The following is a 1,510-nucleotide window of genomic DNA, read 5'->3' as shown; positions in this document are numbered from 1 at the left end:
ACAGCTGATATGTAGGCGGGTTCTGTCAAGTGGCAGGTGAAAGCGGTCCCGGTAACGGCGGTTGCCGGGACCGCTTTCGTGTGCGGTCGAGCGGGGGTCTGTCCGTGGTCGTGTCGTGGGTTGGCGACGGCGTGGTCAGACTGATATGCGCGGGTTGGTTACCGCAGGACGACTCTTCGATGGGGACGGTGCCGCTGGTCTAGAGGTCGGGCGTCGCGACGCGAAAGGTGTTGCTGCCCATAGCTGTAGCGCGGGTCGTCCCGCACGCCGACCCGGAGTTTCCCCGCTCGGTCGCGGTCTGGGGGCCAGGTATCAGCCGTCGAGAATTGCCAGTGACCAGCACCAGCCGGCGAGTTCGCGGGCGATGGCGACGTTGGCGATCACGGGGCGTTTGTGATGGGCGGTGAACTGTTCCCACCGGTGGTGCAGGCGGTGGTTGCCGGCGTGCCCGCGGGCGCGGGCCGCGGCGGGGGCCAGCGCCCAGCGCGCGCCCATGGTGGCGGTGGGGGCTCGGTAGGTCTTGCGATGGTGCCAGGCGGCTTCGACCAGCAGGCGGCGGGCGTGGCTGTTGCCGGTCTTGGTGATCGAGCCCTGGGATCGGGTGGCGCCGGAGGAGTATTCGGTGGGGACCAAGCCCAGATAGGCGCCGATGGTTTTGCCGGTGAACCGTTGCCAGTCGCCGATCTCGACTGCCAGGGCGAACCCGGTAAGGGTCGAGATGCCGCGCAGACACCCTAACCGGTGGACCATCGGGGTGTAGTCGCTGTCGGTGGCCATGGCGGTGATGGCGGTATCGAGCCGGTCGCGACGGGCCTTGGTCAATGTCATCGCTTCGTAGTCGGAGTCGAAGGCCGCCTGCAACGCGGGCCGCTCGAAGTGCTGGCTTCGCAACCAGAGATCATGGGCGCCGGTCCAGGCCGACCCACCGGAATACACGATCCCTTGGCGCAGAAGCAGTTTCGACAATCGGTGCCGGGCCCGCATCAGATCACCGCGCGCGTCCTCGCGGGCGCGGACCAGATCGCGGGCCGCTTCCTGATCCGCGGTGGGTACCGCCACCGCCACAATTTCACCCAGACGCAGCAACCGCGCCAGATGCAGGGCATCACGAGCGTCGGTCTTGACCCGGTCTCCGGCCGGCCGTTGCAGCTTCGAGGGTGCGGCCACCACACACTCGATTCCGGCCGCGCTCAAGGCCCGATATAAGCCGAACCCGGTCGGTCCGGCCTCATAAGCCACCTTCACCGGCCCCGCCAACCCCGCCAGCCACGCCAGGATCTGTCCCGGATCCGGACACAATCGCTGCCTGCTCAGCTGCCCGGTCTCGTTGTCGATCCCACACGCCACCACCGACAACGCGTGCACATCCAAGCCGACACTCGTACGCTCGATACTCACCGGGGGCCTCCTGACCTGCAAATGTGGCACTACCGAAGTGAGTTTCACCCCGGCAACCCACGCGGCTTTGCAGAACGAGGCCTCCGGCCCCAACTTAGTGGGCCCTCATACC

At 67.2% G+C, this 1,510-nt stretch carries 1 protein-coding gene; it reads right to left on the bottom strand.

From position 1 onward, the window contains the following. Positions 1 to 312: 312 nt before the first annotated feature. On the bottom strand, positions 313 to 1,398 hold the full coding sequence (locus ON33_RS30935) for an IS110 family RNA-guided transposase (RefSeq protein WP_040862685.1): 1,086 nt from the start codon (positions 1,396 to 1,398) through the stop codon (positions 313 to 315). Between the last annotated feature and the right edge of the window lie 112 nt (positions 1,399 to 1,510).

Source organism: Nocardia niigatensis NBRC 100131 (genome assembly GCF_000308655.1).
In the GTDB taxonomy this organism is placed as follows: Bacteria; Actinomycetota; Actinomycetes; order Mycobacteriales; family Mycobacteriaceae; genus Nocardia; species Nocardia niigatensis.
This window is presented reverse-complemented; position numbering and strand designations above follow the sequence as displayed.